The 25,362-nt window shown below is 67.7% G+C and carries 23 protein-coding genes; 11 read left to right on the top strand and 12 right to left on the bottom strand.

Features of this window, described 5'->3' with window-relative positions:
• Window positions 1-95 precede the first annotated feature (95 nt).
• Window positions 96-1,208 (bottom strand): folate-binding protein, encoded by a 1,113-nt coding sequence (locus AB0L97_RS04075; protein ID WP_364425052.1) that lies wholly within the window; start codon window positions 1,206-1,208, stop codon window positions 96-98.
• A gap of 89 nt (window positions 1,209-1,297) precedes the next feature.
• Window positions 1,298-1,543, bottom strand: coding sequence for a hypothetical protein (locus AB0L97_RS04070; RefSeq protein ID WP_355077071.1), 246 nt, complete (start codon window positions 1,541-1,543; stop codon window positions 1,298-1,300).
• Between AB0L97_RS04070 and AB0L97_RS04065 the strand changes: the two genes are divergently transcribed.
• From AB0L97_RS04065 to cydC, 5 genes are all read left to right on the top strand, one after another.
• Window positions 1,448-2,311, top strand: a complete 864-nt coding sequence (locus AB0L97_RS04065) for an aminodeoxychorismate lyase (RefSeq protein ID WP_364425218.1) — start codon at window positions 1,448-1,450, stop codon at window positions 2,309-2,311. The genes AB0L97_RS04070 and AB0L97_RS04065 overlap by 96 nt on opposite strands.
• Window positions 2,312-2,487: 176 nt before the next feature.
• Window positions 2,488-3,978, top strand: a complete 1,491-nt coding sequence (locus AB0L97_RS04060; protein ID WP_364425050.1) for a cytochrome ubiquinol oxidase subunit I — start codon at window positions 2,488-2,490, stop codon at window positions 3,976-3,978.
• Between the two features lie 9 nt (window positions 3,979-3,987).
• Window positions 3,988-5,019 carry a cytochrome d ubiquinol oxidase subunit II gene (gene cydB, locus AB0L97_RS04055; RefSeq protein WP_364425048.1) on the top strand — a complete coding sequence of 344 codons (1,032 nt, stop codon included), beginning with the start codon at window positions 3,988-3,990 and terminating at the stop codon, window positions 5,017-5,019.
• Between the two features lie 4 nt (window positions 5,020-5,023).
• Window positions 5,024-7,111 carry an ATP-binding cassette domain-containing protein gene (locus tag AB0L97_RS04050; protein ID WP_364425046.1) on the top strand — a complete coding sequence of 696 codons (2,088 nt, stop codon included), beginning with the start codon at window positions 5,024-5,026 and terminating at the stop codon, window positions 7,109-7,111.
• Between the two features lie 71 nt (window positions 7,112-7,182).
• A complete protein-coding gene (cydC, locus tag AB0L97_RS04045; RefSeq protein WP_364425215.1) occupies window positions 7,183-8,892 on the top strand; it encodes a thiol reductant ABC exporter subunit CydC in 1,710 nt (569 codons plus the stop codon).
• A gap of 476 nt (window positions 8,893-9,368) precedes the next feature.
• On the opposite strand, the gene AB0L97_RS04040 is transcribed toward cydC, so the two are convergent.
• The 6 genes from AB0L97_RS04040 to AB0L97_RS04015 form a co-directional block, all read right to left on the bottom strand.
• Entirely contained in the window at window positions 9,369-10,076 is a 708-nt protein-coding gene (locus AB0L97_RS04040; RefSeq protein WP_355076977.1) for an FABP family protein, read from the bottom strand.
• 189 nt (window positions 10,077-10,265) lie between these two features.
• The gene (locus AB0L97_RS04035; protein WP_063023277.1) at window positions 10,266-10,571 is read right to left on the bottom strand and encodes a DUF1416 domain-containing protein; all 306 of its coding nucleotides are present in this window, start codon (window positions 10,569-10,571) and stop codon (window positions 10,266-10,268) included.
• A gap of 5 nt (window positions 10,572-10,576) precedes the next feature.
• A complete protein-coding gene (locus AB0L97_RS04030) occupies window positions 10,577-11,410 on the bottom strand; it encodes a sulfurtransferase (protein WP_355076979.1) in 834 nt (277 codons plus the stop codon).
• A 29-nt stretch (window positions 11,411-11,439) separates the two neighbouring features.
• Window positions 11,440-11,934 (bottom strand): DUF4395 domain-containing protein, encoded by a 495-nt coding sequence (locus AB0L97_RS04025; RefSeq protein ID WP_364425042.1) that lies wholly within the window; start codon window positions 11,932-11,934, stop codon window positions 11,440-11,442.
• A 288-nt stretch (window positions 11,935-12,222) separates the two neighbouring features.
• Window positions 12,223-12,666 carry a thioredoxin family protein gene (locus tag AB0L97_RS04020; RefSeq protein ID WP_355076982.1) on the bottom strand — a complete coding sequence of 148 codons (444 nt, stop codon included), beginning with the start codon at window positions 12,664-12,666 and terminating at the stop codon, window positions 12,223-12,225.
• Window positions 12,663-13,463: an LmeA family phospholipid-binding protein gene (locus AB0L97_RS04015; protein ID WP_355076984.1), complete on the bottom strand. Its 801-nt coding sequence runs from the start codon at window positions 13,461-13,463 to the stop codon at window positions 12,663-12,665. The genes AB0L97_RS04020 and AB0L97_RS04015 overlap by 4 nt, the downstream gene beginning before the upstream one ends.
• Window positions 13,464-13,757: 294 nt before the next feature.
• Here AB0L97_RS04015 and AB0L97_RS04010 point away from each other — a divergent pair, with 294 nt between their 5' ends.
• The 6 genes from AB0L97_RS04010 (at window position 13,758) to pstB (ending at window position 19,673) form a co-directional block, all read left to right on the top strand.
• Entirely contained in the window at window positions 13,758-14,522 is a 765-nt protein-coding gene (locus AB0L97_RS04010) for a response regulator transcription factor (RefSeq protein WP_355076986.1), read from the top strand.
• Window positions 14,523-14,636: 114 nt separating this feature from the next.
• The gene (mshD, locus tag AB0L97_RS04005) at window positions 14,637-15,557 is read left to right on the top strand and encodes a mycothiol synthase (RefSeq protein WP_364425039.1); all 921 of its coding nucleotides are present in this window, start codon (window positions 14,637-14,639) and stop codon (window positions 15,555-15,557) included.
• A 241-nt stretch (window positions 15,558-15,798) separates the two neighbouring features.
• Window positions 15,799-16,911, top strand: coding sequence for a phosphate ABC transporter substrate-binding protein PstS (gene pstS, locus AB0L97_RS04000; RefSeq protein ID WP_355076989.1), 1,113 nt, complete (start codon window positions 15,799-15,801; stop codon window positions 16,909-16,911).
• A 90-nt stretch (window positions 16,912-17,001) separates the two neighbouring features.
• A complete protein-coding gene (gene pstC, locus AB0L97_RS03995; protein WP_355076991.1) occupies window positions 17,002-17,973 on the top strand; it encodes a phosphate ABC transporter permease subunit PstC in 972 nt (323 codons plus the stop codon).
• On the top strand, window positions 17,973-18,875 hold the full coding sequence (pstA, locus tag AB0L97_RS03990) for a phosphate ABC transporter permease PstA (protein WP_356963675.1): 903 nt from the start codon (window positions 17,973-17,975) through the stop codon (window positions 18,873-18,875). Before pstC ends, pstA begins: the two co-directional genes overlap by 1 nt.
• A 21-nt stretch (window positions 18,876-18,896) precedes the next feature.
• Window positions 18,897-19,673 (top strand): phosphate ABC transporter ATP-binding protein PstB, encoded by a 777-nt coding sequence (gene pstB, locus AB0L97_RS03985; RefSeq protein ID WP_039795034.1) that lies wholly within the window; start codon window positions 18,897-18,899, stop codon window positions 19,671-19,673.
• Window positions 19,674-19,771: 98 nt separating this feature from the next.
• Here pstB and AB0L97_RS03980 read toward each other — a convergent pair whose 3' ends face one another.
• From AB0L97_RS03980 to AB0L97_RS03965, 4 genes are all read right to left on the bottom strand, one after another.
• A complete protein-coding gene (locus AB0L97_RS03980; protein WP_364425035.1) occupies window positions 19,772-21,307 on the bottom strand; it encodes a hypothetical protein in 1,536 nt (511 codons plus the stop codon).
• 32 nt (window positions 21,308-21,339) lie between these two features.
• The gene (locus tag AB0L97_RS03975; protein WP_355076997.1) at window positions 21,340-21,633 is read right to left on the bottom strand and encodes a hypothetical protein; all 294 of its coding nucleotides are present in this window, start codon (window positions 21,631-21,633) and stop codon (window positions 21,340-21,342) included.
• Window positions 21,634-21,752: 119 nt separating this feature from the next.
• Complete coding sequence (gene phoU, locus AB0L97_RS03970; RefSeq protein ID WP_355076998.1) at window positions 21,753-22,415, bottom strand: phosphate signaling complex protein PhoU; 663 nt, start codon at window positions 22,413-22,415, stop codon at window positions 21,753-21,755.
• Window positions 22,416-23,104: 689 nt separating this feature from the next.
• Complete coding sequence (locus tag AB0L97_RS03965; RefSeq protein ID WP_364425032.1) at window positions 23,105-24,871, bottom strand: LCP family protein; 1,767 nt, start codon at window positions 24,869-24,871, stop codon at window positions 23,105-23,107.
• Between the last annotated feature and the right edge of the window lie 491 nt (window positions 24,872-25,362).

Raw genomic sequence — 25,362 nt, 5'->3', positions numbered from 1 at the left:
CGCTCCTCTCGTCACGAATGGGGAGCTCGGCGCTGAGCAAGAGTGCGGATGTCGGCTGAGGAAAACGTCCCGCTTGCCGGTGGCCGGTCAACAGGTCAGCGCCCACGCAGCCGGTCGACCGCGAGTCGGCCCGCTTGCGGTTCGTCGTCGGAGGGCATCGAATCGGGATCGATGGACGCCGCGACCGGGCCGGCGACCAGCGCGGTGTCGGCCGGAACCGCGCGCTTGACCAGCGCGAGGGCGATCGGGCCGAGTTCGAAGTGGTCGACGACCGTGCCGAGCCTGCCGACCGCGCGGCCGCCGGCGGTGACGTCGTCGCCGATGACCGGGCGCTCGTCCGCCGAGCCGTCCAGGTGCAGCAGCAACAGGTGCCGCGGCGGCTTGCCGAGGTTGTGCACCCTGGCCACCGTCTCCTGGCCGCGGTAGCAGCCCTTGTCCAGGTGGACGGCTCCGTGTTCGGCGACGCCGCCGATCCAGCGGGCCTCGTGCGGGATGGTCCGCTCGTCGGTGTCCGATCCGATCCGCGGCCGGACGGCCGCGACGCGCAATGCCTCGAACGCCCACATTCCGGCGGGAACGGCGCCTGCCGCGGTGAGCCGGTCCCACAGGCCGGTCAGCTGATCGCGCGGGACGACCAAGTCGAAGGAGTCGGCCGTCGGCCACGGCATCCGGCGCAAGAATCCGCCGCCGGGCAGCGGCGTCGCCTCGTACACGCCGGGAAGGGCGGTGATGCCGAGTGTTTCGGCCAGGTCTGCCACTCCGGGGCCGAGCAGGCTGAGTACCGCGTAGTCGGCGGCTTCGGGTTTGGCATCGGCCCAGAAGACCATCTTCTGCAGGAACGCGAGCAGGTCGGGTCCGCGCTCGGCTTCGGTATCGATCCAGACGGCGCCGTCCAGTTCGGTGAGCACGAAGTGATGCTGCACCCGGCCGTTCAAATCCAGGTCGAGGTTCTCGGCGGACTGCCCGTCGCCGAGGGTGGCGACATGCTGACTGGAGATGGTGTGCAACCAGGAGAGCCGCTCCGCGCCGGTGATGCGCAGCACGAATCGGTGTGACCGGTCGACGATCGCGGCGCGCTGCACCGCGGCGCGCTGCTCGCCGAACGGATCGCCGTAATGCCACGCGACGGCGGCGTCGGGCGAACCCGCCGCTCCCGCGACGGCTCCCGACACACTGAGGATGGGGCTGGGCGCAACGACCACGGACACCTCTCCCACTCTAGGCGGGCCCGCCCGGCGGTGCGCGAACCGGGCCAGGGCGTCGGAGAACGGCATAGCCGATCGGCATTGTCCGAGCATTACAGCGGGCCGCGTGGGGCGGCTGCACAAAAGGTCTGGCAAAAGCGGCCGTGACATAGGCATTGTCCGCTCACACCGCCTACGCTCGTCGCATGGTGGATCGAGTTCTGGTAACTCTCGATGGCGCGGTCCGGGATGCGGATGCGCCGTTGTTGTTTGCGGACGATATTGGCGTATTGCGTGGCGATGGTGTCTTCGAAACGGTGCTCGTGCGCGCGGGCGTCGCGTGTGCGATCGAATTTCATCTAGGCAGATTGCGCCGCTCCGCCCAGGCGCTCGATCTGCCCGAGCCGGAACTGGGCAAATGGCGCGAGGCGGTGGAGACCGCCGCCAAGGAGTGGGGCAGCGAGCGCGAAGGCGTGATGCGGCTGGTGCTCACCCGCGGGCGCGACTCCGAGTTGGCCGCAACGCCCGACAAGGTCAAGACCGGTGACCTCGCCGCCGCCGTGCCCGTGCCGACCGCTTTCGTGCTCGTGGTGCCGGTGCCCGAGCGCGTCGAGAAGGCCCGCGCCGAGGGCGTCGCCGTGGTGAGCCTGTCGCGGGGCATCTCGGTCGACCTCGCGCAAGCGGCGCCATGGCAACTGCTCGGTGCCAAGACGCTGTCCTATGCCACCAATATGGCCGCCCTGCGGTTCGCCGCGCGGATGGGCGCGGAGGACGTGATCTTCACCAGCACGGAGAACCGGGTGCTGGAGGGGCCGCGATCCACCGTGGTGATCGCCCGCGACAAGCAGCTGATCACGCCGCCCGCGAAGAACGGTGTGCTGCCCGGCGTCACTCAGCGCGCGCTGTTCGCCGAAGCCGAGAAGGCCGGCTGGCAATGCCGCTACGACTCGCTGTTCACCGCCGACCTGCTCACCTGCGACAGCATATGGATGCTGTCGAGCATTTCGCTTGCGGCGCGGGTGAATTCGCTGGACGGGCTGCGGATGTCCGCGCCGGACAACGCCGAAGAGATCATCGGGCTGGTCGATCGCGGTATCGAGCGGGCGGGAGCCATCGGCGACTGGTGAGTGTGCGCCGCTCCGTGATCTCCGTCCTACTCGGGCGGGCACGGGGCGGTGATGAGCACGGAAAACAGGCCGAACAGGCAGTATCAGCCCTGGTGGCGTGGCCTAGGACTCATTTTTCGAGGTCTGCTCCGGCGTAGGCTTTACTACGACATGTCGTAGACACGCAGGAGGCCGGCTTGAACGCCTTGGACATCTCCCGATGGCAGTTCGGCATCACAACCGTTTACCACTTCCTGCTGGTGCCGCTGACCATCGGTCTCGCGCCGCTGGTCGCTGCCATGCAGACGGCATGGGTCGTCACCGGCAAGCAGCACTGGCTGCGGCTGACGAAGTTCTTCGGCAAGCTGTTCCTGATCAACTTCGCGCTCGGCGTCGCGACCGGCATCGTGCAGGAGTTCCAGTTCGGCATGAACTGGAGCGAGTACTCCCGCTTCGTCGGTGACGTGTTCGGCGCCCCGCTCGCGCTGGAAGGGCTGATCGCCTTCTTCATGGAGTCGACCTTCCTCGGACTGTGGATCTTCGGCTGGACCCGGTTGCCGAAACTGCTGCACCTCGGCGCGATTTGGATGGTCGCGATCGGCGTGAACGCCTCGGCGTATTTCATCGTCGCGGCCAACTCGTTCATGCAGCATCCGGTCGGCGCCCGCTACAACCCGGAAACCGGTCGCGCGGAGCTGGAGAGCATCGTGAAGGTGCTCACCAACAACACCTTGCTGGCGGCTTTCCCGCACGTGGTGGCCGGATCCTTCCTCACGGCGGGCACCTTCGTCGTCGGCATCGCCGGCTGGTGGATGGTGCGCAACGCGCGCAGTGGCGACGAGGCGAAGTCGGCTGACGCGCGCGAGATGTGGCGGCCCGCCGCGCGTGCGGGCATCGTCGTGGTGATCGCGGCGATGGCCGCTCTGGTCTACACCGGCGACGTGCAGGGCAAGCTGATGTTCGAGCAGCAGCCGATGAAGATGGCCTCGGCGGAATCGCTGTGCCACACCGCCCTCGACCCCGATTTCTCCGTGCTGACCGTCGGCACGCACAACAACTGCGACAGCGTGACGCACGTGCTCGAAGTGCCCTATGTGCTGCCCTGGCTGGCGAAGGGGGAATTCACCGGTGTGACGCTGGACGGCGTCGTCGACCTGCAGAAGACCTACAACGAGAAGTTCGGTGTCGGTGACTACCGGCCCAACCTGTTCGTCACCTACTGGTCGTTCCGTGCCATGATCGGGCTGTCGGCGGGTTCGGTGCTGCTCGCGCTGGCCGGGCTCTGGCTGACCCGCCGCGGACGAGTGCCGGACCAGCGCTGGTTCGCCTGGCTGAGCCTGCTGGCCATCCCCACCCCGTTTTTGGCCAACAGCGCCGGGTGGGTGTTCACCGAGATGGGGCGGCAGCCCTGGGTGGTCGCGCCCAACCCAACCGGCGACCCGAATCTGCGCCTCACCGTTCAGCAGGGCGTCTCCGATCACGCGCCAGGCGTCGTGCTGTTCTCGCTGATCACCTTCACGCTGCTGTACGGCGCGCTCGCGTTCGTGTGGTTCTTCCTGATGCGCCGGTACGTGATCCACGGACCGGATCCGGCGGCGCCCGCCGCCGAGCCGCACGACACGGATACGACTTCGGGCGAACGCCGCCTCGAAGAGCCCGCCGTCGAACAACTTTCGTTCGCCTACTAGGAGCCGGCGATGAGTCTGCAAGAGTTCTGGTTCGTCCTGATCGGTGTGCTGTTCACCGGCTACTTCGTGCTGGAGGGCTTCGATTTCGGCGTCGGCATGCTCATGCCGATCCTCGGCAAGGGGTCCGACCGGCGCAGGCGCGCGGTGCTCAACACGATCGGGCCGGTGTGGGACGCCAACGAAGTCTGGTTGATCACCGCGGGCGCCGCGATGTTCGCGGCGTTCCCGGAGTGGTACGCGAGCCTGTTCTCCGGCTTCTACCTGGCGTTGCTGCTGGTGCTCGTCGCGCTGATCCTGCGGATCTGCGCCATCGAGTACCGCGGCAAGATCGATGATCCGCGCTGGCGGGCCCGCTGCGACATCGGCATCGGCATCGGCTCCTGGGTTCCGGCGCTGGCGTGGGGCTGGGTGTTCGCCAATGTGGTGCACGGTGTCCCGCTGAACGAGAAGAAGCAGTTCGCGGGCTCGGTCGCCGACTTGTTCGGGCCCTACGCCCTGCTCGGCGGGCTGGCGACCGGACTGCTGTTCGCGCTGCACGGAGCGATGTTCCTGGTGCTCAAGACCGCGGGCGAGGTCCGCGACGACGCACGACGCACCGCTCGGCTGCTGCTCGGCCCGACCGTGGTTGTCGTCGGCGGATTCGGATTGTGGACGCAGCTGGCCTACGGGAACGGCTGGACCTGGATCCCATTGGGGCTGGCCGTGCTCGGTCTGGTCGTGGCGGCGGCGGCCGATCTCGCGCAGCGCGACGGGTGGGCGTTCACCGGCACCACGGTGACCGTCGCGGCGGCGACCGCGCTGCTGTTCGGTTCGCTGTTCCCCGCGGTGCTTCCCTCGACGATCGATGCGGCGTTCGACCTGACGGTTTACAACGCGTCCTCCACGCCGTACACGCTGAAGGTGATGAGCTGGGCCGCCGCGCTGGTCACGCCGGTCGTGCTGGTGTACCAGGGCTGGACGTACTGGGTGTTTCGCAAGCGCATCACCGTCGAGCAGATCCCGCCCCCGGTCGGCCTGCCCCTGCGGGTCGCGCAGGATTGACGCCATGGCCCGCCCGCCGATCGATCCGCGCCTGTGGCGTTATGCCCGCTCGGCACGCAGCTACCTCGCGCTGAGCGTGGCGCTGTCGCTCGTCGTCACCGGCGCGATCGTGGTCGCGGCGGTGCTGATCGGGCGGGTGCTCGCCGGGGTGGTCACCGATCCGAGTGCGCGCACGCTCGGCGCGTGGACGGTCGAACTCGTCGTGCTCGCGGTCGCGATCGCGGCCCGGGTGCTCGCCACGTGGGCGCAGTCCCGGCTGGCGCACCGAGCGGGCGCGAGCGTGGTGGCGGAGCTGGAAGGCGCGGTGCTCGGTGCGGGCGCACGGCTGTCGCCTCGCGAACTCGACGCGCGTCGAACGGAATTGGCCGTGGTCGTCGGCACGGGCCTGTCCGGGCTGCGCGGATATCTTGTCGGCTACCTGCCCGCTCTGCTGCTGGCGGTGCTGGTTCCACCGATCGTGCTCGCGGTCATCGCGGCCCACGATGTGACTTCCGGTGTGATCGTGGTGATCACCTTGCCGCTCATCCCGATCTTCATGATCCTCATCGGGCTGCTGACCCAGGGCCGGGCGGAAGCCACGCTCGCGGCCACCACCCGGCTGTCGGACCAAATGCTCGATCTGTTCGCGGGCATGCCGACATTGCGTGCGCTCGGCCGCGAGACCGGCGACGCGCAGCCCGAGCCCACTGCGCGGGGACAGCGGAACGACACCGGGACGGGCGGTTCGACCGCACACGCGCACACCATGCGGCACCGTGTTCGCGATCTCGGCGACGCGCTGCGCCGGCGCACCATGGGCGCGCTCCGCATCGCCTTTCTGTCTTCCATGGTGCTGGAGTTGCTCGCCACGCTGAGCGTGGCACTGATCGCGGTCTCCATCGGGCTGCGACTGGTCTTCGGTGAGATGAGTCTTTACGCGGGCTTGGTGGTGCTGGTGCTCGCCCCGGAGGTGTATCTGCCGCTGCGCATGGTGGGCGAACGTTTCCACGCCGCCCAGGACGGTATGGCGGCCGCGGACCGAGCGTTCGCGATCCTCGAGTCCACGCCCGCCGAGCCGACCGAGCGGCTACCCGGCCACGGCGCGCGGCGCGCGGCGGCGCACGCCGGTGTGGGCGCACCGGACGAGTCGGCCCACGCGGGTACATGCGACTGTCGACGCACCGAGCCGGAGAAGGCCGTGGTGACGGCTCGCCGCGGCAGTCCCCAGGACTCCGGCGCGGCCACGGCGCCTGACCACGAGCCGGTCGAGTCGCTGTCCAGCCGGGGCGTGCAGGGGGTGGCGCGCGTCGATGCGGTGCGGGACGAGTCGACGCGCGCCGGTGCATGCGGCCGCTGTGCCTTGCCGGAGGAAGCCGGGGTGACGGCTCGCCGCGGCAGCTCCGAGTGGCCCGGCACGGTCGAACTCCGCGACCTGTCGGTCCGGGCGCGGGACGGGTTCGCTCCCGCGGGCCTGTCGGCGATCTTGCGGCTCGGTGCCCTCACGGTGCTCGCCGGTCCCAACGGAAGCGGTAAATCTACCGCGGTACAGGCGATTCTGGGCCTGATCACACCCGACCGAGGTGCCGTGACCGTCGACGGGGTGGACGTCCGCGAACTGGACCAGGACCAATGGTGGGCGCGTGTGGCTTGGCTGCCGCAGCGGCCGGTGCTGGTTCCCGGCACATTGCGCGACAACCTCGAATTGCTCGGCGCGCGGACGGTGGACCACGCCGCACACGGCCCGGCGCGCGTCCTCGATGATCTCGAAGTCGATTGTCTGGCAACTGGTTTCGATGCCGTGCTCGATGAACTGCCCGAGCGCTGGAACACGGTGGTCGGCCCCGGCGGCGTCGGCCTGTCGCTCGGTCAACGCCAGCGCCTCGCGCTGACCAGGGTGCTGGCCACCGATCGCCCGATCCTGCTGCTGGACGAGCCGACCGCGCACCTCGACGCCGCCGCCGAAGCCACCGTGCTGGCCGCACTCCAAGCCAGGGCCCGTATGGGCGCGACGGTCGTCGTCGTCGGCCACCGCCCGACCGTGCTGGCCGCCGCCGACCATGTCGTGCAGGTGCGCGCGGACCTGCGCACCTCGCGAGAGGAGGTGCCGGGATGAACACCGGCGGACGCGCGACGCGGGCCGTTCCGCGTGCCACCGGTTCCACGGTGCCCGGTGATCTGCGCCGAATGTGGGCGCTGCTCGAATTGTCCCGTTGGCGGGTCGCGGTGGCGATCGGATGGGGCGTGCTGGCGCTCGGCAGCGGGCTCGGGCTCGCCGCGTTGGCGGCCTGGCTGATCGCGCGCGCCTGGCAGATGCCGCCGGTGCTCGATCTGAGCATCGCCGTGGTGGCGGTGCGCGCGCTCGGCATCTCCCGTGGCTTGTGCCGGTACCTGGAACGTCTCGCCACACACGACGTCGCACTGCGCGCTATGACAACAGCGCGAACCACGGTGTACCGGACGCTGGCTCGTTCGGATTTCTGGCTGCGCCGACCCGAGGTGTCGCCGAGTGGCGGCGATCGGTCGGGCAAGCCGCTGCGCCGCGGAGATCTCCTGGTCCGGATCGGCAGCGACATCGACGACTTGGGTGCCGTGGTGGTCCGCGCGTTCGTGCCGGTCGCGGTCGCCCTCGCGCTCTCACTCGCCGCCGTCGCTCTGCTGGCCACGATCTCGCCCGCCGCCGCCGCGATCCTGGCGGGTGCGCTGGTCCTGTCGGGCATCGTCGCACCGTGGTTGTCGGCCAAGGCGGCGTCCGAGGCGGAACGCGCCGTGCGGGCCGACCGGGCGGAGTTCACCGCTCAGGCCCTCACCGTGCTCGACCACGCCGCGGAACTACGCGTAGCCGGTCGCCTGGATGCCGCCCTCGCCGCGGCCGGGCAAGCGTCGCGCCGTGCGGTCGCCGCGGAAGATCGGGCGGCCGCGCGCAGCGCCTGGTCGGCCGCTGCCACGCCCCTGTCCATCGGCGCGGCTGTCCTCGGCGCGCTGCTGATCGGCATCACCCTCTACGGCCCGGACGGCGGCTCGCCAGGCGCGATGACGCCCATGGCGCTCGTCGTCCTGGTCCTCTTGCCCTTGTCGGCCTTCGAAGCCGTCGGCCCGCTGCCCACGGCGGCGCAGACGCTGACCACGGCCCGCGCGGCCCTGCATCGCCTGGATGGACTCGACCCCGATTCGCCCCCGAGTGCGTCGGTCGGCCCGTCGGCGCGGCAGACCACCCGCCCTCCACATGCCGAAGACGCGGCGAACGTCGCTCGGACTCCTCCCATCGATGCCCATGTGCCGGAACGGCCCTGCGGACGGCGGATCGCGGTGGTCGGCCCAAGCGGCGCGGGCAAGACGACTCTGCTCATGAAGTGGGCCGGGTTGTTCGACACGCCGCGCCCCGGCGTCACCTTCTTCGCCGAAGACGCGCACCTGTTCGGCACCTCCGTGCTGGAGAATCTGCGGGTCGCCCGCGGTGATCTGACCGCGGAAGAATCCGAAGAAGCTTTGCGAACGGTCGGTCTCGGGAACTGGTTGGACGGGCTTCCGCAGGGTGTGCACACCGATCTCGTCGGGGGAGCGGCAGCCGTGTCGGGTGGCCAGCGTCGCCGGATCCTGCTCGCGCGCGCCCTGGTGTCACCGGCACGGGTATTGCTGCTCGACGAACCGACCGAGCACTTGGAAGCCGAAGCCGGGGCGAAGCTGCTGCGCGACCTGTTGGACGCCGACAGCGGTCTCGTGGAACCGGATCGGATCGTGGTCGTCGTCACGCATCAGCTCCCGGAAGACCATCGGGCCGACGCGGTGCTGCGAGTATCCGCATCAGGGCAGGTCACGACGGACTTCGCGGGGCACGGAACGCCATGCGGCAGCGCCGATTCAGCCCACCGAGAAAATCCGTTGCCGAGCTACTGACGCATCGCTAGATTCGTTCGTACACAGGAAGGAGGTGGTTCGAAGAATGATTATTCATAGGACACGTGAGGTGGCTGTCCGCTAGCGCCACCGCTGCAGGTGGATTTCGCCCGCGCGAGCGCTAGCGAATTCCAGGCAGTCACCCGGCCCCCGAGCCCCGGTCCGTCCGACCGGACCCGTGCGACCACAATCGCACCGGTATGGCTCGGGGGCTGTTCTGTTCCGCCTCTCCGGGTATTCAGGCTGTACCAGTGGGGTGGGGTGTGGGTTGGTCACAGGGCCTGCGTTGGGGATGTGGGTGGGTTTTGGGCGTTCCCGGTGAGTTACCCATGTGCTCGCGAGATCAGGTGTTGCGTTGGGGTGGAGTCGGTCAGGGGTTGCAGCAGACCACGTACTGCGTTCCGCTGCGGCTAGCCTGCGATTGCGTTGGGCAGCGCCGAGCGCGGCGGGGTGCCGTGCTGGGCGAGGAGAAATTCTCAGCCGATGTAGCGCTGGAGGCGGGCCGAGAGGCGGGGTTGGAGGGGGCCGTCGGCTACCACGCGTTCTTCGACGTAGGCCAGGTCGCCGCCCTCGACGATGCCGTAGAGGCGTTTGGCGCCGCCCACGACGATGCCGGACTGGCTGCGGATCACCACGTCGGTGGCCAGTTCCCAGGACGACTGGGACAGCGCTTGCCCGTAGAACAGCTCCACGATGCCGCCGCTGTGTGACAGCAGCAGTTCGATGACCTCGTCGTTGCCGTCGATGCCGACTCGCCAGAAGCCGCTCTCGCGCAAGTCGGGGCCGCCGTAGGCGCCGTCGGCCTCGATGACCCAGGACCGGGATTCCCAGGCGAGATAGTCGCCGCCGTCGTGTGAGACGACGATCTGCTGGCCGAAGTGGTAGTCCCCGCGCTCGGGATCGTTTCCCTCCCCCTCGCCGCGCCACACGCCCACCAGCGGGAGCAGCGCGAGCATCGAGGCGCTGAGGTCCGGGCCGAGGCGCAAGTTGGCCGTGTCCTCGGGCAGCGGAAGATCCGGTAGGACCGGGATGTTGCGGGCACCGGTCGATTTCGCCCGTTCGGCAGCCTCGGCTACGGCCTGGTCGCCGCTGCGGCGACCGGCGGAATCAGCCGGAGCGTTGCCGTTCAGTTGTTCACTCGCTCGCTCGGCCGGATTGGAACCTTCGCTCGCGAGTTCGCTCATGATTCGGTGAACAGCCGGTAGAAGACGTAGAGGCCGAACCAGCCGATCAGGACGGCCACGGCCACCAGCAGAATCTCGAAGAAGAGGACCACGTTTCGAGTCTAACGACCTCGCTTTCGCGGCGCGCAAACGGCCCCGGTGCTTCCGCGGAGCGGAAAGCGACCGGGGCCGTTCGACGACTGCGAGGTCTTACTTGGCGACCGCGACGTCCACCGCGTGGATGCCCGCGCCTTCGGGGCGCACCTCGGCGGAGCCGTTGCCCGCCGAGGACAGCGCGCGGACGGTCCACGAGCCGGGAGCCGCGAAGAACCGGAAGTCACCGGTGCCCGACGCGACGACCTCGGCGGTGAAATCACCGTTGCCGTCGAGCAGGCGCACGAACGCCCCGCCCACCGGCTGGCCGTCGGTGCTCAGGACACGGCCGGTGATGACCGTCTCCTTCTCCACGTCGACACCGGCCGGGATTGCCTGGCCCTGGGTAGGTGCTGCACACATATGGATTACTCTCCCAACTCGATCGGAGCGCCGACGAGCGAGCCGTACTCGGTCCAGCTGCCGTCGTAGTTCTTGACGTTCTGGTGGCCCAGCAGTTCCTGCAGCACGAACCAGGTGTGCGAGGAACGCTCGCCGATCCGGCAGTACGCGATGGTCTCCTTCTCGCCGTCCAGGCCGGCTTCCTGGTAGATCTCGGTCAGCTCGGCGTCGGACTTGAAGGTGCCGTCCTCGTTCGCGGCCTTGCTCCACGGCACGTTGATGGCGCCGGGGATGTGGCCGGGACGCTGGCTCTGCTCCTGCGGGAGGTGGGCGGGCGCCAGGATCTTGCCGCTGAACTCGTCGGGCGAACGCACGTCGACCAGGTTCTTGGTGCCGATGGCCGCGATGACCTCGTCACGGAAGGCGCGGATGTTCAGGTCGGGCGCCGACGCCTTGTACTGGGTGGCGGGCCGGTTCACCGGCTCGGTCGACAGCGGACGGCCGTCGAGTTCCCACTTCTTGCGACCGCCGTCGAGCAGCTTGACGTTGTTGTGGCCGTACAGCTTGAAGTACCAGTAGGCGTACGCGGCGAACCAGTTGTTGTTGCCGCCGTACAGGATGACCTCGTCGTCGTTCGAGATGCCGCGCGCCGAGAGCAGGTCGGAGAACTGCTCCTGGTTCACGAAGTCGCGACGAACCTGATCCTGCAGGTCCTTCTTCCAGTCGAGCCGGACGGCACCCTCGATGTGACCACCGTCGTAGGCGGAGGTGTCCTCGTCGACCTCGACGAACACGACGCCGGGGGCGTTGAGGTTCTCTTCGGCCCAGTCAACGGAGACCAGGACATCGGAGCGAGCCATTGTTTTCCTTTCAGAGATGACGTGCAGGGTCAGTTCGATGCCGGTGACGGGGTCCGGCGGAGGCGGGCTACCAGCGGATAGATCCGGCAACCCAGGCAGAGCCCGAACGCCGCGTTCAGGAACGCCGCGAACAAGGCGAAGCCGGCGAACACCGCGCCGACGATCGTGGAGCCGAGCGCGAAGCCCAGCAGGCTGACGGCCGCGAACACGAAACCGAGCAACTGCGCGAACCGCAGCGGGGCCGTCGGCTCGGTCTCGGTGGTCGGCGCGAGACGCGGCGCGACGACGGCCGCGTAGATCCGGCCGTAGGGGTGGCGGCGCGGGCCGAGGGCGGCGCCGACCGCGAAGACGACTGCTTGCAGGGCGATCAACACCCCCGCGGCGACCGGCGAGAACGCGGCGGCGAGCAGCACCACGACGAGGACGCCGGTGGTCACCCATGCGGCGAATCGTGGTCCGCGCACGTCGACCCGGTCGGAAGAAACGGGGATCGCCTCGGAAGTATTACGGATCTCGGTGGACATTGTGCGTACTCCTGCGCTGAATAAGTCCGATGACTGAAGATTTGCCAATTCGCCGGGGGATCGTGAGATCGCTCGCGTGGCGGACAGGGGTCGGCGTCAGGAAATCCGGAAAAGCCGACCGCTCAGCGGCACAGGCAGCAACAACCACCGAGCCGACACAGATCCACTGTGCGGCGTCGGGTGAGCATCAGCTCGTGGTTGGTAAGCACGTCAGCAGTTTACCCAATTCGGCGGGAGAATATGGACCCGGGGTGGATCACTTCCGTCCAGGGGGCTTGTCGTCGCAGCTCAGGCCGCCGCGGTCAGCGGCTCGAGCGCGGAGTGCAGATCCGTGGCCTTGGGCACGCCGGAGATGCGGAACCGTTCCCTGCCCGCGATGTCGAAGACGAACGTGGTGGGCAGCGAGAGCACGTTCAGCTCCCGGGCGAGCGCAGGCTCGGCGTCGATGTCCACCTCGATGTCCTGCGGCGGCTGCGGTGAGCCCGCGAGCTGGCCTGTGACGTTGGCAACCACCCGGCGAACAGCGGAGCACGGTCCGCACCACTCGGCGGAGAAATGCAGTACCGCGGGACCGGCGCCGGTCACGCCGACGGACGCCAGCAGTTCCGCGCGGGCGGTGTGGGACAGGTCGATGCCGTCGGCCGCGCGGATCTTGCCGTCGCGCCGGCGCAGCAGGACGCCCACCGCCAGCGCGGTGAGCAGTACTACTGCGAGGATGGTGACTTGGATCATGGTCGCTGCAATCGGTCGAGGTCGATCGTGACGTTCACGCCCTTGCCCTCCACGACGATCTGACCGCCCTGAGCGGAGACCTTGGTAGGCCGGACACCGAACGGCAACTCCTTGGTGTCGATGGTACGGGTGAAGCGGGCGAGGACCGCCGGGCGATCGGCCTCGGTGATCACCGCCACAGGCATGGTCTCGGTGCCGGGCGGGCCCCGGTAGAACCCGGTCGCCACGATCTTCACCTGATCGCCGTCGAGCAGCAGATCGGCCTGCACGCTGACTTTTTCACCGCCGTACTGCGCGCCCGGCGTCTCCGGCATGGTTCCGGTGAGCACCAGTGCGCCCGTGGTGGTCATGCCGGAACCGCCCGATCCGCCGGTCCCGTCGGACTTGTCGGCAGGCCGCGAGTGCACCTGCAGATCGGGAATGGCGAACAGCCTGCCGAGTTCGGTCGGCTCCACTCGCAACCGGCTGTCCACGCGCTCCACCGGGACGCCGCGCAGGCTGCCGTCGACGAGTTCGCCGACCGGCAGCCGCACCCCGGTCAGCGTCGCCTCGAGCGCGATCTCCCCCGGGATGTCCAGTCGCTTCGCGCGGGCCCGGATCTCCACGTGGTCGTAGCGGCTGTCCCAGGCCTGGCCGAGGAAGGGGAAACCGTGGATCGTCACTTCGGGATCGGCGGTGAGATCGGCGCCGTCGCGCAGCGCTCGGGACACGCGATACTCCGAATAGGCCGCGGTACTGAAGTCGACGACGACGGCGAACCCAGCCAGACACAGCAGGCCGATGATCAGCTTGCGCATGCTCCCCCGTCTCTCCGGGTCTCGGGCCGCGGCGGCCGGGAGCCGCGCGGCGCGCGTTCGGCTACCGCCTCGGGGGCCTCGCCGGCGGCGGGCATGCCCGATACGTAACCCATGTACGCACCATATCGGTTGGCCCGGGCGGGGCTCCCGAGTGTCCTCCGGTGCGCTCGCCGACCCCGGAATGCGTGGTCATGCCTTGTTACGCGCTAATCTTGCATCCGATTACCTGTGATTAGCGACGTGGCCGCGGCGGTGCTGCCGCATCCACGTGGCTACGAGATGGGAGGAGGGCCCGTGGAGCTGCTCCTGCTTACCTCCGACCCCAACCCCGAGTCGGTGTTGCCCTCGCTCGCGTTGCTCGCGCACAACGTGCGCCCTGCGCCCACTGAGGTGGCCTCGCTGCTCGAGGCAGGCACGGCGGATGTCGCGCTGGTGGACGCCAGGACGGACCTGGCCGCCGCCCGCGGTCTGTGCCGCTTGCTCGGCAGCACCGGGTCATCGGTGCCGGTCGTCGCGGTGCTCACCGAGGGCGGCCTGGTCGCCGTGAACGCGGACTGGGGACTCGACGACATCCTGCTGCCCGGCACCGGCCCCGCCGAGCTCGATGCCAGGCTGCGGCTGCTGGTCGGCCGCAACGGCGGCGTGGCCAGCCCGGAGAACACCGGCAAGATCACCCTCGGTGAGCTGGTGATCGACGAGGGCACTTATACGGCGCGTCTGCGTGGCCGCCCGCTCGATCTCACCTACAAGGAGTTCGAGCTGCTGAAGTATCTGGCGCAGCACGCGGGCCGGGTGTTCACCCGCGCGCAGCTGCTGCAAGAGGTCTGGGGCTACGACTTCTTCGGCGGCACGCGCACCGTGGACGTACACGTGCGACGGTTGCGCGCCAAGCTCGGCACCGAATACGAGTCGCTGATCGGCACGGTGCGCAATGTCGGCTACAAGGCCGTGCGCCCCTCGCGCGCGGCGGTCAAGGGGGAGCCGGTGAGCTTTCCGGACGACGACAACGAGGGCACCGACGATTCTCCGCTCACGCCGGTCAACGGCTCCGTGCAGTAATCGTCGGCGGACCGTGCCCGCATCGCTTCGGCGGGGCCGAAATGCCAGCTGCCGCTACGACGTTGCCAGCAGTGGACTCCATGCGGGGTCCGCAGGCTCGATGAACGGAGGCCGATGAGCGGCGCGACGACACAGTGGACCGACGGCCCCGACGCGGGCGACGCGCGGGCGGTCACCGATCTGCTCGCGCGCGCCACCGAGGCCGACGGTGTCGCCCCGGTCTCGGAACAGGCCGTGTTGTCGCTGACTTCTGGCGCGGATACCGGAGCGCGCCATCTGCTCGCGCGGAGCGGAGGCGCCGTCGTCGGCTATGCGAATCTCGTTCCGGCCCACGGCGAACACCCTGCTATGGCCGAGGTCGCGGTCGACCCGGCTCGGCGCGGTCACGGCGTCGGTACCGATCTGGTCACGGCAGCGCTGGCCGCTGGCGGTCCGGGCGCGCGGGTCTGGGCGCACGGCGACCGGCCGGCGGCCAAAGCCGTCGCAGCGCGGCTCGGGCTGCGGACCGCGCGGGAGTTGTGGCAGATGCGCCGGTCTATGGCAACTCCTGAGCTACCGGAATTGGCCGTGCCGGACGGCATCGTGCTGCGCACCTACGCCGGTCCCGCCGACGACGCGGAATTGCTGCGGGTGAACGGCGCCGCCTTCGCCTGGCACCCGGAACAGGCCGCGTGGACCCGGCGCGACATCGAGATCCGCCGTGCCGAGTCGTGGTTCGACCCGGCGGGCCTGTTCCTGGCATTCGACACCGCGGCCCCTGATCGTCTGCTGGGATTCCACTGGACCAAGGTGCATCACGCGGAGCAACCGCCGCTCGGCGAGGTCTACGTGGTCGGCATCGATCCGGCGGCGCAAGGGCGCGGACTCGGCCGGCTGCTCACCTTGACCGGTCTGCATCACCTGCGGGAGCGCGGGCTGGCCGAAGTTCTGCTCTACACCGAGGCCGACAATGTCGCCGCGGTGCGCACTTATACCCGTCTCGGATTCGCTCCGGCACATGTCGACGTCGCCTACGCGGCGGCGGAGGTTGAATAACAGGCGGCAGAATGGATGCGCGCCAGTAAAACTGCGGCAAACGTCACATCTACCAGGCGCAATCGCGCCGGGCTGTTCACTCTCCGTTCACTCAGGTCGGTCCAACTGTCAACCACATGACCTTAGGTTGAGTGAGGGCAGCACACTGCTGCCTGGTGCGCGAGTTCCCCGCGAACAGCACCACAACACCCGTCCGGGCCGGTGAGGGACCGGACGAGTAGGACGCCATTCCGGAGGAATAGTGAATCTCAAGCGCAGCAGCGCCCTCGTTGGTGTGCTGGCCGTCGGCGCCATGGCGCTGGCCGCCTGTGGCAGCGACGACAACACCTCGGCCGATTCGGGCAACGTGGCCAAGGTCGACGTCGCCTGCGGCGGCAAGAAGGCCCTCAAGGCCAGCGGCTCTTCGGCGCAGAAGAACGCGATGGAGCGCTTCATCGCCGCGTACGAGAAGAACTGCGACGGCGCCACGCTCAACTACACCTCGAGCGGCTCGGGCGCCGGTGTGAGCGAGTTCCTCGGTGGCCAGACCGATTTCGGTGGCTCCGACTCCCCGCTGAGCGCGAAGAAGGACGAGCCGAAGAAGGCCGCCGACCGCTGCGCCTCGCCCGCGTGGAACCTGCCGACCGTGTTCGGCCCGGTCGCGATCACCTACAACATCGACGGCGTGACCGATCTCGCGCTGGACGGCCCGACCGCCGCCAAGATCTTCAACGGCACCGTCACCACCTGGGACGCGCCCGAGATCAAGGCGCTGAACCCGAACGCCAAGCTGCCGTCCGAGCCGATCGCCGTGATCTTCCGCAGCGACGAGTCGGGCACCACCGACAACTTCCAGCTCTACCTGGACTCCGCCTCCGACGGCGCCTGGGGCAAGGGCGCGGGCAAGGCCTTCAACGGCGGCGTCGGCGCGGGCTCGAAGGGCAACGAGGGCACCTCGGCCGCGGTGAAGAGCACCAAGAACTCGATCACCTACAACGAGTGGTCGTTCGCGAAGGCGCAGAACCTGTCGATCGCGCGGATCATCACCTCGGCGAGCAAGGACCCGGTGACGCTGAGCGTCGCCTCGGCGGGCAAGGCGATCGAGTCCGCGAAGGTCTCCGGCCAGGGCAACGACCTGGTCATCGACACCTCCTCGTTCTACAAGCCGTCGGTGGCGGGCGCGTACCCGATCGTGATGCCGACCTACGAGATCGTGTGCTCGAAGTACTCCGACGCCGACACGTCGAAGGCGGTCAAGGCCTTCCTCACCTCGGCGGTCACCAACGGCCAGCAGGGCTTGGACGAGGCCGGGTACATCCCGATCCCGGAACAGTTCAAGACCAAGCTGACCACCGCCATCAACGCCATCTCCTGATAGCAGTCCCACATGACCGTGCACGACGAGGTTGCCGCCGCTGGTCCGTCTGATTCGACCGACCAGCGAGCAGGCGGAGATACTGCGCTCATGCCGAGCAAGCCGAGCACCGAACCGACCGCGAAGAGCCGTCGCCAGCACAGCCCGCGGGCGGAGATCATCTTCCGCTCGCTGGCGACGACGGCCGGTGCGATCATCGTCGCGTCCATCGCGTTGATCGCGCTGTTCCTGCTCATCCGGGCGGTGCCGTCGGTGCTGGCGAACGAGGCGAACTTCTTCACCAGCACAGAGTTCAACACCTCGGACGCCAACCACTTACGGTTCGGCATCCGGGATCTGTTCATGGTGACGGTGCTCAGTTCGGTCTTCGCCTTGGTGATCGCCGTTCCGATCGGCATCGGCATCGCGCTGTTTCTGACGCACTACGCGCCGAAGACGCTGGCACGGCCGTTCTCGGTGCTCGTCGATCTGCTCGCGGCGGTGCCCTCGATCGTGTTCGGTCTGTGGGGAATCCTGGTTCTCGCTCCGCAACTGGAGCCGATCCAGAACTTCTTGAACGACAACCTGGGATGGCTGTTCCTCTTCGATGACGGCAACATCCCGCTGGCCAGCGGCGGCACGATCTTCACCGCGGGCGTCGTGCTCGCGGTGATGATCCTGCCGATCATCACGTCGGTCAGCCGTGAGGTGTTCAACCTCACCCCCCGTGCGCACATCGAGGCGGCGCAGGCGCTCGGCGCGACGAAGTGGGAAGTCGTGCGGATGACGGTGCTGCCCTACGGGCGCAGCGGCATGATCGCCGGCGCGATGCTCGGCCTCGGCCGCGCGCTCGGTGAGACCATCGCCGTGTTGATCGTGCTGAAGACGGCCGCGCAGCCAGGACACTGGTCGGTGTTCGACGGCGGCTACACCTTCGCCTCCAAAATCGCCTCGGCCGCCGCGGAGTTCAGTGCCCCGCTGCCGACCGGTGCGTACATCGCGGCAGGCTTCGTGCTGTTCGCGCTGACCTTCGTCGTGAACGCGCTCGCTCGACTGGCCGCGGGCGGAAGGGTGAACGGGTGATGACCTCCTCGACTCTGGACCGGCCGATCAAGCCGCCCACCTTCCGCGATGTGAGCCTGGCGCGCAAGGTACGCAACAACGTCGCGACCGGCTTGGTGTGGCTGGCGTTCGCGGTCGCGCTGGTACCGCTGGCCTGGGTACTGATCATGGTGATCAGCAAGGGCTTGGCCGCAGTGGTCCGGGTGGACTGGTGGCAGAACTCGCTGAAGGGCGTGCTGCCCAATCAGGTCGCGGGCGGCGTCTATCACGCCATCTACGGCACGATCGTGCAGTCGCTGGTCGCGACGGTGATCGCCGTGCCGCTCGGCATCATGGCCGCGGTGTATCTGGTCGAGTACGGCCGCGGCTTGCTGGCCAAGGTCACCACCTTCATGGTCGACATCCTGGCCGGTGTACCGTCGATCGTCGCGGCGCTGTTCATCTTCGCGCTGTGGATCGCGACGCTCGGATTCCCGCAGAGTTCGCTGGCGGTGTCGCTGGCCTTGGTGCTGCTGATGTTGCCGGTGGTCGTCCGCAGTACCGAGGAAATGCTGAAACTGGTGCCGGACGAACTGCGTGAAGCGTCCTACGCGCTGGGCATCCCGAAGTGGAAGACCATCGTGCGGATCGTGGTGCCCACCGCGCTGCCCGGCATGATCAGCGGCATCCTGCTGGCCATCGCCAGGGTGATGGGCGAGACCGCTCCGGTGCTGGTGCTGGTCGGCTACAGCAAGTCGATCAACATGAATATCTTCGACGGCAACATGGCGTCGCTGCCGCTGTTGATCTACCAGGAGCTGGCCAACCCCGAAGCTGCCGGACGCGAGCGGGTCTGGGGCGCGGCTCTGACCTTGATCATCATCATCGCCCTCCTGTACCTGGCGGCTGCGGTCCTCAACCGCCTGCTCACCCGGAACCGATAGAAGCGGAACGGATTACCGAAAATGGCCAAGCGGATCGACGTCAAAGATCTGAACATCTACTACGGCAAGTTCCACGCCGTGTCGGATGTCTCGCTGACCGTGCTGCCGCGCAGCGTGACCGCCTTCATCGGTCCCTCCGGCTGTGGCAAGTCCACCGTGCTGCGTTCGCTCAACCGCATGCACGAGGTAACCCCGAATGCCAGGGTCGAGGGCGCGGTGTTGCTGGACGGCGAGGACATCTACGGCACGCAGGTCGACCCGGTGGGTGTGCGCCGCACGATCGGCATGGTCTTCCAGCGGCCCAACCCGTTCCCCACGATGTCCATCAAGGACAACGTGGTCGCGGGTCTGAAGCTGCAGGGCGTGCGCAACAAGAAGGAACTCGACGAGGTCGCCGAGCGCTCGCTGCGCGGCGCCAACCTGTGGAACGAGGTGAAGGACCGCCTGGACAAGCCGGGCGGCGGCCTCTCCGGCGGTCAGCAGCAGCGTCTGTGCATCGCGCGCGCCATCGCGGTTTCGCCCGACGTGCTGCTGATGGACGAGCCCTGTTCGGCGCTCGACCCGATCTCGACCCTGGCGATCGAGGATTTGATCACCGAGTTGAAGAAGGAATTCACCATCGTCATCGTCACCCACAACATGCAGCAGGCCGCGCGCGTGAGTGACCAGACCGGTTTCTTCAACCTGGAGGCCCAGGGCAAGCCGGGCAAGCTGATCGAGATCGACGACACCGAGAAGATCTTCTCCAACCCGTCCCAGAAGGCCACGGAGGACTACATCTCCGGTCGCTTCGGCTGATCTCGAGGCGGGTTCCGCATCCGCGGACGCGCCGCATACGCAAAACGAAAGCCCTGGGCGGTGACCACCCCCAGGGCCTTCGGATATTCGGGCCTCGGCTATTCGTCGAGAGGCGGGGTCTCGAACAGCGGCGTCGGCGTGGATTGCACCCGGCGCGTGTGCTCCGAATCCGATTCACGATTCGCCGCTGACATTCCTCCGAGCAGTCCGGTGCTCGCGGGTGCGGTGGACGGGGAACCGGACGCGGACGCGGGAGCAACGCTCGGACTGCCGGAGTCGGCATTGGTGTAGCTCGCCTGCCGGACGGACGCCGGTTGGTCCGGCTTGGTTTCCGCGTGTTGCGACGAATTCGGTTTATCCGTCTTGCTGTTCTCGGTGCCTGCCGGATGGTCGGTCTTCGAATCGGTGGACTTCGCGTTCGGATCTTCCGTTTTCGCGTTCGGATCGGTGGCTGCGGGTTGTCCGGTCGTGGGATCGGTGGCCGCCGGATCCTGCTTCGGGGTCCCGGTTCCGGCGGGGTCACCCGTGGGCGGTGAGTCCGTGTGCGTGCCGTCCGTTTGGTGCGTTCCGGCGATCGTGTCGACGGCGTTCGCGAACTTCTCGGCGCTGGTACCGGCGGCCTCGATCAGACCCTTTCCAGCCTCCCCGCCTGCTTTGATGATGTCGTCGAGATCGTCGTCGAGTTTGCCGATGGATTCGATCAGCGTGGGCACATTGCCGGTGATCTGGCTGACCGAGGTGATCAAACTCGTCACATCCGACGGCTTCCACGAATTGGGATCGCTGGCCGCACCGGTGGACGCGGGCGTCTGGGCGGGTTGGTCCGTTTTGGACTCGTCCTTGCCCTTACCGCTCGAATCGGTCTTGTCGTCCTGTTTCCCGGACTGGTCGGCGGTATCCTGCTTTCCGGATTGATCTTGTTTCCCGGACTGATCGGCGCCGTCCTGCTTTCCGGACTGGTCGGATTTGTCTTCGGCGGCGGACTGCGCGGCCGCGATCGGGCTGGCCTGCGGCGTACCCGCGGGCGCGGTGGAAGCCGAGTCGTCCTTCTGGTCTGATTGATCCGCGTCCGACGGGTTGCTGAACAACGCGAGAGCCGGGTCTGTCCCGTCGGCGGACTTGTCGCTGTCGAGCGGGTCGCCGTCGCCGAGTTGAGCGGCTCGGGTGCTGACGTCACCGCTCGCCTGCTCGATCTTCGCCGCGACGTCCGTCTGGGTGCCGAGCAGTTCGTTCATGGCGGTGGTGATGGCGGTCTGGTAGGTGAACTGCGCATCACCGTCCTCGTCCGAGGCGCCCGGCCCGGGAGTGACCTGCCAGTCCTCGGAGACGGTGAATCCGGCCGCGACGGCCTCATCGACCTTGTCCAGCAACGTTTGGCGGAATCCGACGAGGCTGGTACCACTGTCGATCAATGTCTGGGCGAGCGTCTCGGTATCCAACGCCACCTTGTTCGCCGTGTCGCGGTCGCCTGCGATGCGGTCGTACGCGGCGTAATAGGCGTCACCGCTCCAATGCGCGCCCGCTGCCCGGATCTGCGTCACCGTTTGATCGATCAGGGAAACGAATTCGCCGTTGCGCGTGCGTATTTCGGTACCGGCTTCGCTCAGTTTCCACGGCTGCCATTCCGACCGCACCTGGCTGAGGGTTGGCGTACTGCTCGTAGACCTCACAGCTGTGCGCCCATCGCGTCGAGACCCGCGCGAAACTCCTGGTCGGACACCTCGTAATTCGCGGCGCCGCCTTTCGCGATATTCGAAACTCGTTTGCAGCGCATGGCCATTCGCCGCCATGCGTCTTCGACGTTCGAACCCGCTGTGGAACACGCTTCACCCACCGTCGAACCGGGCAGCACGCCACCGAGCGCGTCGGTGGTCGCACGCACGGTCAAAGCGCCGATCTCACCGCCGATTTTGTCCATCGACGCGGCCAGCGCGCGCAACTCCGCTGGATCGACGTCCATAACGCCCCCCTTCATGCCGGTTCCCCTCCGGCGTAACGCTATACCAGAGCAATCTCGCCCTGTGCGGCTCAATCTATCATTCGCCGCCTGCGAAACGTCAAGCGCAGCAAGCTTTTCGTTTACGACTCCGAGTCGGGGTCCGGCGGGAGCACTCCGGTGACCAAGAAGATGACACGGCGGCCGATTTCCACCGCGTGGTCGGCGAAGCGCTCGTAGTAGCGACCGAGCAGCGTGACATCGACGGCAGCCGCGACGCCGTACTTCCAGTCGCGGTCCATGAGCAGTGTGAACAGGTGACGGTGCAGATCGTCCATCGCCTCGTCGTCTTCGTTCAGCTGCGCGGCGCGCTCCGGGTCACGGGTCTCCAGCACCTCACGCGCACTGGCTCCCATGTTCACGGCGATGCGGCCCATCTCTGCGAAGTAGCCGTTGACGGACTCCGGTAGCGCGTGGTTCGGATGACGCCTGCGCGCGACCTTCGCCACGTGCAGCGCCAGCGCGCCCATCCGATTCACATCGGCGACGATCTGGATCGTGCTCACCACTTGCCGCAAATCACCGGCGACCGGAGCTTGCAGCGCGAGCAGAGCGAAGGCCTTCTCCTCGGCGTCCTGGATCAGCTCGGCGATCCGGTCGGACTCGCTGATCACCTGCTCCGCCAGGGCGAGGTCCGCCTGGAGCAGCGACTGGGTAGCCCGCTCCATGGCCGAGCCGGCCAACCCGGCCATCTCACCCAGCAGGTGGGCGAGCTCAGCCATTTGCTCGTTGTAGATGACACGCATGGGAACTGACACTAGTTCGCCGCGCTGACCAAGTCACGAACAGGGAGTGAATGACCGGTGTGCATCATTAGCGTGGGAATTGCCGTTGACGATTCAACGACTGCGATCCGCACCCTCGCGGCTTGGGAACGACGACATCGAGACGAGTTGTGATCTGCGTCGCATTCGTCCTGCGGTGTATGCCGGGTGCGACTTGCAGTCGTTGGCGGCGTTGATGTGCTCTAGATCGGAGGACAGGGTGACTGACTCGTGTCACCGCGAGAACTCCGAGGGGTGACACAGCGTTCGCGCAGTCACCATCGGAGTTCGGCCCGAACTAGCTGTAAATGTGAAAACCCCAGGCGTCGCCGCCGCCAAACGCGCTGCCGTTGGGGACCAACTCGCACCCGCTTACGCGGTTTCCGTGGTCTACAAACCACTGCCGGGAGTGCTCACATTCCTGTGGCGTGTCGTACTGCCACCACCCGTCTGCTTGGGCAGGACCTGCGAACAGCGCCATGGCGGCCGCCGCTGCAGTTGCTCCGAAGATTAGTTTGCGTACCACTGAAATCCCCTCCGTATCGATGATCGACGTCCCCGACGCTAGCAGCGATCGAACGAGCGGATCAAGCGAATATCGTTGCGGTAGAACGTGAGTCAACACGAACTTGGGCTGCGGGGGTGGGTCGGGTGCTGGTGCACTCGGTCGTCTACTTGCAGACCTCATCGGCAGCGTTGACGTGTTCCAGGTCGGAGGGCAGGACGGCGGGCGTCGAACTCGTCGAGGTGCTCGTCGTGACGTTGGTGATCTCGTCACCGACCGGCGTCGGTGCCTTCACGGTGACGCCGGTCTTCGAGTCGCCTCCGATGACGACCTCGACGATGCCGCCGAGATCGTCGGCGGCCTCGATGGTCGCGCCGGGGATGGAGGTCGCTACGGTCGCGGCCTCGGCCTCCAGGCCGGGTGCGTAGCGGACCTTCGTCGTGGTGGAGGTGCCGTTGGCGTAGTTTCCGGTGTTGTAGATCGTGAAGCCCTGGTTGCCGAGCTTGGTGGCCGCCGTGCGCGCCAGCCCTTCGACTCCGGAACCGTTGGACACCAGCAGCGAGACAGTCGAAGGATCCACCGCCTTGTACTTGGTCGGCGTCGGAGCGGTCGGTGCCGGCGCGGGTACGTTCGCCTGAACGGTCGGCTTCTCGCCTGGCAGAGGTTGATCGTCGCGGATCGCCTTGAAGATCGCCTTGATGTCGGATTCCCGGGGGATCTCGTTGCCGTAAGTGGTGGTTCCCGCGGTCGGCACGGTGATGAAGGTGACCACGCCGGCATCGATCTTCTGCAGCGAACGACCCAGCATCAGCAGGTCGGTCGTTTCGACCTTGTTGACCCAGGTGTGCTCGCGAAGCGCAGTTATGAAGCCGTTCAACTTGCCCGGATTGAACAGCACCTTGCTGGACAGCGTGCTGCGCAGCAGCGAAGCGAGGAAGCGTTGCTGCCGGTTGATGCGGTCGTAGTCGCTGCGCTCCTCGCCGTAGACATGCCGGGCACGCACATACTTCAGCGCCGTTTGGCCGTCGATGCGCTGCTTGCCCGGGTGCTCGAGGATGGTGCCGAGCACATCGTCGACGAGCGGCTTGGACGCGCAGACCTCGACGCCATCGATTTGGTTGACCATCGACTCGAAACCGGCGAAGTCGATGCCGATGAAGTGATTGATCGACGCGCCGGTGAGGCGCTGAATCGTGGAGACGAGGCACATCGGGCCGCCGAGATTGTAGACGGCGTTGAGCTTGTCACCTATGGCAGACGGGAACTTCTCGTCGGAATACGCGTTTTTTTCGTTGTCCCACCCATTGCACTGGGGCCTGGTCACGTCCAGGTCGCGCGGAAAAGATACTACGACGACCCGACTCCGGTCCTTCGGGATGTGGACCAGCATGGTGGTGTCTGCGCGGGCACCTTCGGCGTCGTCCAAAGTGCCCGCGCCGAGCTGGCCGTTGGCCCCTGCGCGTGTGTCGGTGCCGACGAGCAGGTAATTCTCGTCGCCGAGCTGGGCATTGGAATCAATGATGTCCTCTGAGTTCTCATCAAGGGCGTTGACCTGAGTGAAGCCGTCCGTCGTCGACCGCAAGTAGCTCCAGCCGCCGCCGGTGACCAGCAGAGCGAGCACAGCGCACACTGCACCCCCCGCCCTTCCCGCGGTGCGCAGACGCTTGTTGCGGCGCTCCTTGGAAGCCTGCAGACGGGTCTGGGCGGTGCCGACGGGCTTCGGCTTGGCGTCCTTGCCGTCCTTGGTCGGCCAACTCACGCCCTTGCGCTTGGCGCGCGTGGGCTCGTCGAGCGGAGGTAGGACGTCGGTGACCTCTTCGGCCTGTTCCGGTTCCGGGGGAGCGACGGGTGGTGCGGCGGATGCCGAGCGCTCGGCAGGGCGGCGGTTCGCGGGACGGGCGGCCGGTGTCGCGCCCGTGATGTCCTGGACCACCGGTGAGCTACCGGTCTGCCGTGGCGGTGGCGAGTCCGGTGCGCGCCGGGGACCGGCTGCCGCGCCACGGCCGTTGGCGGCGGCCGGGTCGGCGGGTCGGCGCGGAGCTTCTTGACGTGGCTCGGCGCGATTGATTCGTGCGGATGGTGGGCCTGCCTGCGGGGGTACCGGCTCAGGGCGGCGGCCTCGGTTCGTCGGAGAGCCCGCTACCGGTGGCGTGGGCTCGGGGCGGCGGCCTCGGATGGGCGCGGCGGCGGGGTCCGGTGGGCCGGGCTCGGGGCGGCGGCCTCGGATGGGCGCGGCGGTCGGGTCCGGTGGTTTGGGTTCCGCGCGGCGGCCTCGGCTCGGCGGGGCGGTCGGGTCCGGTGGCGTGGGTTCCGCGCGGCGACCGCGGCGGCCGGTGCGTTCGTTGTCGACTCGCTGGACGAGATCCTGCACCGTCAGGGGCGCGGAACTCTGGTCAGGAGCGGCGTCGGTATGGCGGGAACGAC

It is taken from the genome of Nocardia sp. NPDC051911, from assembly GCF_040681035.1.
Taxonomy (GTDB): domain Bacteria; phylum Actinomycetota; class Actinomycetes; order Mycobacteriales; family Mycobacteriaceae; genus Nocardia; species Nocardia sichangensis.
The sequence above is the reverse complement of the archived record's forward strand: the minus strand, read 5'-3'. Positions and strand labels throughout refer to the sequence as shown.

Excerpts from the sequence above, each read along its gene's own strand:
- AB0L97_RS04070 (WP_355077071.1), bottom strand. The coding sequence starts at position 1,543 with ATGAAATTCGATCGCACACGCGACGCCCGCGCGCACGAGCACCGTTTC.
- cydB (WP_364425048.1), top strand. The coding sequence starts at position 3,988 with ATGAGTCTGCAAGAGTTCTGGTTCGTCCTGATCGGTGTGCTGTTCACC.
- AB0L97_RS04050 (WP_364425046.1), top strand. The coding sequence starts at position 5,024 with ATGGCCCGCCCGCCGATCGATCCGCGCCTGTGGCGTTATGCCCGCTCG.
- cydC (WP_364425215.1), top strand. The coding sequence starts at position 7,183 with ATGTGGGCGCTGCTCGAATTGTCCCGTTGGCGGGTCGCGGTGGCGATC.
- AB0L97_RS04040 (WP_355076977.1), bottom strand. The coding sequence starts at position 10,076 with ATGAGCGAACTCGCGAGCGAAGGTTCCAATCCGGCCGAGCGAGCGAGT.
- AB0L97_RS04035 (WP_063023277.1), bottom strand. The coding sequence starts at position 10,571 with ATGTGTGCAGCACCTACCCAGGGCCAGGCAATCCCGGCCGGTGTCGAC.
- AB0L97_RS04030 (WP_355076979.1), bottom strand. The coding sequence starts at position 11,410 with ATGGCTCGCTCCGATGTCCTGGTCTCCGTTGACTGGGCCGAAGAGAAC.
- AB0L97_RS04025 (WP_364425042.1), bottom strand. The coding sequence starts at position 11,934 with ATGTCCACCGAGATCCGTAATACTTCCGAGGCGATCCCCGTTTCTTCC.
- AB0L97_RS04020 (WP_355076982.1), bottom strand. The coding sequence starts at position 12,666 with ATGATCCAAGTCACCATCCTCGCAGTAGTACTGCTCACCGCGCTGGCG.
- AB0L97_RS04015 (WP_355076984.1), bottom strand. The coding sequence starts at position 13,463 with ATGCGCAAGCTGATCATCGGCCTGCTGTGTCTGGCTGGGTTCGCCGTC.
- mshD (WP_364425039.1), top strand. The coding sequence starts at position 14,637 with ATGAGCGGCGCGACGACACAGTGGACCGACGGCCCCGACGCGGGCGAC.
- pstC (WP_355076991.1), top strand. The coding sequence starts at position 17,002 with ATGCCGAGCAAGCCGAGCACCGAACCGACCGCGAAGAGCCGTCGCCAG.
- pstA (WP_356963675.1), top strand. The coding sequence starts at position 17,973 with ATGACCTCCTCGACTCTGGACCGGCCGATCAAGCCGCCCACCTTCCGC.
- pstB (WP_039795034.1), top strand. The coding sequence starts at position 18,897 with ATGGCCAAGCGGATCGACGTCAAAGATCTGAACATCTACTACGGCAAG.
- AB0L97_RS03975 (WP_355076997.1), bottom strand. The coding sequence starts at position 21,633 with ATGGACGTCGATCCAGCGGAGTTGCGCGCGCTGGCCGCGTCGATGGAC.
- phoU (WP_355076998.1), bottom strand. The coding sequence starts at position 22,415 with ATGCGTGTCATCTACAACGAGCAAATGGCTGAGCTCGCCCACCTGCTG.